1 protein-coding gene is annotated in these 1398 nt (G+C 66.5%); it reads right to left on the minus strand.

The genetic code is table 11. The annotated features are described in order from the left end of the window. A partial coding sequence (locus ACGF5C_RS34580) for an IS4 family transposase (RefSeq protein WP_393308602.1) occupies positions 1 to 1251 on the minus strand: 1251 nt, incomplete at its 3' end. Between the last annotated feature and the right edge of the window lie 147 nt (positions 1252 to 1398).

The following is a 1398-nucleotide window of genomic DNA, read 5'->3' on the forward strand; positions in this document are numbered from 1 at the left end:
GTATTTGCTGTTCGAGCGTTTGATCATGCGGGCCTTGATGCGTAGGCGGCGTTCGGGCAGCAGATGGGCCAGGACCTGGGCTCCGATGACGCCGACAAGATCGATGATGGTGTCGGTGATGACACCAGCGGCGTGGACGACCTGATCGCGGGCGGCGTTCAGCGCGGTGGTGAAGCTGGCCCGGTCCGGGTCGAGACCGGGACGGCTGTCGGTGGCGTCGACCATCGCGGTGCGCAGGAGCTGGTAGGTGATCAGCAGAGCGTGGATTTCCTGATCGACGCCGTCAGGGGTGCGTGCTCGCAGGACTCGTCCGCCGAGGATGCTGGATTTCAGTTCGAGGTAGGCGGTTTCGATCTCCCAGCGCTGGTGGTAGAGCGTGATCAGCTGCGCGGCGGGGTGGAGGTCCGGGTCGAGCAGCGTGGTCAGGAGCCGGTAGTCACTGGTGCGGGTGCCGTCGCTGGTGGTGATCGTGATCCGGGCTTCCAGCACGCGGATGGGCTGCCCGGCGATGACTGACAGCCAGGATCCGTCGTGGTGGCGGCGTGCCGGCGGGAGTTTGCGGCCGTTCTTGCAGCGGATCAGCAGGTGCGCGCCTGTCGCGGCGAGGGTTTTCATGAGTTCGGCGGCGGCGTAGTTACGATCGGCCAAAAGCAGCATGCCGGGCCGCAGGCTGCGCGCCAGGCAGCGGGCCTGGTCGAGTTCACCGATGCTCAACGGGTCGAACACGGCGTCGAGCACCGAGCGGGTGCCGCAGGTCAGCAAGGCACTCAGCCGCAGCGCCGGGTAGCCCGATCCGCCATGGTTACCGCGCTTCTTGCCGTAGCGGCCGGTGTTGGCGGCGCTGTCCGCGGCTGTCAGCTGGGTTCCGTCGATCACGCAGGTCAGCAAACCGTGCCAATAGACGGCGTGAGTGGCTGTTGTGGCGGCCGGCCCGCGCAGCAGGTCGAACAAGGCTCGTAACGGCGCTGTTCCCAGACGCTGCCGGGCCTGACGCAGAGCACTGCCGGACGGGGTACTCAAGCTCAGGCCGGCGAGCCCCGCGGTCAGCCGCTGCCACACCTGCCGGTAGCCCAGATCAGCGAACAGACAGCCCGCGAGCAGTAGATACACCACGACGCGGGCGGGTAGCAGCCGCACCCGCGACTGCATGCCGCCGGTCGCGGCCAGGACATCATCAACCATCTCGAACGGCATCAGGCGGGTCAGCTCACCGAGATGTCCCGGCGCGAACACCCCCGCGGCTACCTTCACCGTCCGAGTTATGGCAATCTGGTCAGCCAGCGGAGCTCCAGTTTTCAGGGCGTCTTAGAGTGACCACCCTCTATACCGGAGCTCCGCTGCTTCGTCTCTACGACACGCTTGACAGCCCACCACACCGCCTAACTGAACGGCGTTGTG

Origin of the sequence: Micromonospora sp. NPDC047620 (assembly GCF_043205005.1) — a bacterium.
GTDB lineage: Bacteria > Actinomycetota > Actinomycetes > Mycobacteriales > Micromonosporaceae > Micromonospora.